2 protein-coding genes are annotated in these 1,618 nt (G+C 77.1%); both read right to left on the bottom strand.

The genetic code is table 11. From position 1 onward, the window contains the following. On the bottom strand, positions 1-774 hold a 774-nt coding region (locus K6I33_RS34875), incomplete at its 3' end, for an acyltransferase (protein WP_229358802.1). After that, the coding region (locus K6I33_RS34870; RefSeq protein WP_229358801.1) for an alpha/beta hydrolase at positions 774-1,618 on the bottom strand (845 nt) is incomplete at its 5' end. The genes K6I33_RS34875 and K6I33_RS34870, both read right to left, overlap by 1 nt.

Raw genomic sequence — 1,618 nt, 5'->3', positions numbered from 1 at the left:
GTTGGAGACGGGGGCGCCGGGGACGCCGACCATGGAGGCCGGGTAGCCGGCGTACAGGACGAGTCCGGCGGTGGCGGCGGCGCCGCCGAGCAGCAGGGCCCACCCGGTCGTCCGGCTCCGCAGGCGGTCCCGGGACCAGGCGGCGCCGAGGCAGTACGGGACGAGCCAGCCCGCCGCCACGTTGATCCAGCCGAGCCAGGCGGGCGCGCCGACGCCGAAGCGCAGCGCGTCGACGGTGAGGACGACGGCGAGCGGCCACCCCGGGTGAAGCCGGGCGGCCAGTGGGGTCGCGGCCGTCAGCGCCGTGAAGACCAGCAGGAACCACAGCGGGGAGAGCACCAGCGTGCACAGGGTGCGCACGGTGTCCGGGGCGGCCCCGGCGGCGAGCATGGCGGCCGTCGCCACGGCCCAGACGGTCAGGACGGCGACGACGGGGCGGAAGAGGCGGGCGACGCGGGCGCGGAGCCACACCGTGTACGTCGTGCCCCGGGCGCGGGCGGAGGCGTGACCGCGCGCGGCCACCAGCCCGCCGACGAGGAAGAAGACGGACAGGGTCTGGAACACCCAGGACACGGGGGTGAGTCCGGGCAGGTGTACCAGGGGGGACGTGCTGTGGACGGTGCCGCTGTCGGCGACCAGGGCGGTCACCAGCCAGTGGCCGAGGACGACGCCGAGGACGGCCAGGGCGCGGAGCGCGTCGAGGGCGCGGTCCCGGCCGGGCGGGGTGGCGGCGTCGACGCGCCGGACGAGGTCGCGGAGGACGGCGCGGGACATCACCGGGCCACCCCCTCGGGCGTCCGTCCGGAGACGATCCGGGCGATGTTGGTCAGGGACGTGGAGCCGGGCTTGAGGTAGTCGCTGTGGCCGCCGTCGCCCGCCGGGAAGACCCGCGCGCCGAATCCGGGCGAGACGGGGTCGGTGCCGAAGCCCACGCTGGTGAAGGAGAGCGGGATCCGGGCGTGGGGTATGTCGCCGATCCAGTCGCCGGCGCCGCGGCCGGCCCAGACGGTGGCGCGGGTGCGCAGCGCGGCGGCGTTGTCGCGGCCGGTGCCGGGGCTGCCGAAGAGGACGATGTCCGTGACGTCCAGGCCGGGCGCGGCGCTGCCGCAGACCACGGAGCCGTAGGAGTGGCAGAGGAGGGAGAGCCGGGCCGTGGGCGTGGCCGCGCGCAGTTCCCGGACGAAGTCGCGCAGGGCGGGGGCGGCGGCGTCGGCGAGGCCGGAGGTGATCGTGTCGGTGCTGACCAGGGTGGGCGTGCGGTACCCGAGCCAGGCGACGACGGCGGCGCGGTCGCCCAGTTGCCACTGGAGGGCCGTGGCGCCGTCGCGCAGCCGGCGGTAGTTGTCCAGGTTGGTGTCGGAGCCGGGTATCAGCACGGCGATCCGTTCGGCGCGGGAGAGGTCGCCGAAGACCTCGGTGGTGCGGCCGCCGTCGCGGCCGTCGAAGGAGAGGAAGTGCCGTGCGGGGTCGGCCATGGCGCGGAGGTGGGCGGCGCGCTTGTGGTCGCCGTGCGCGGTGGCGGCCCGCTCGGCGGCCCGGATGCCGTCGCGGCCGGCGGCGTAGCGCTCGGCGAGCGTGGCGGGGGCCGTGTCCCGCAGTGGGGCGAGCGGGGCCGGGG

This window comes from Streptomyces sp. UNOB3_S3 (assembly GCF_020740895.1).
Taxonomy (GTDB): domain Bacteria; phylum Actinomycetota; class Actinomycetes; order Streptomycetales; family Streptomycetaceae; genus Streptomyces.
Note: the sequence above shows the minus strand (reverse complement) of the source record. Positions and strands in the feature narration are given on the sequence as shown.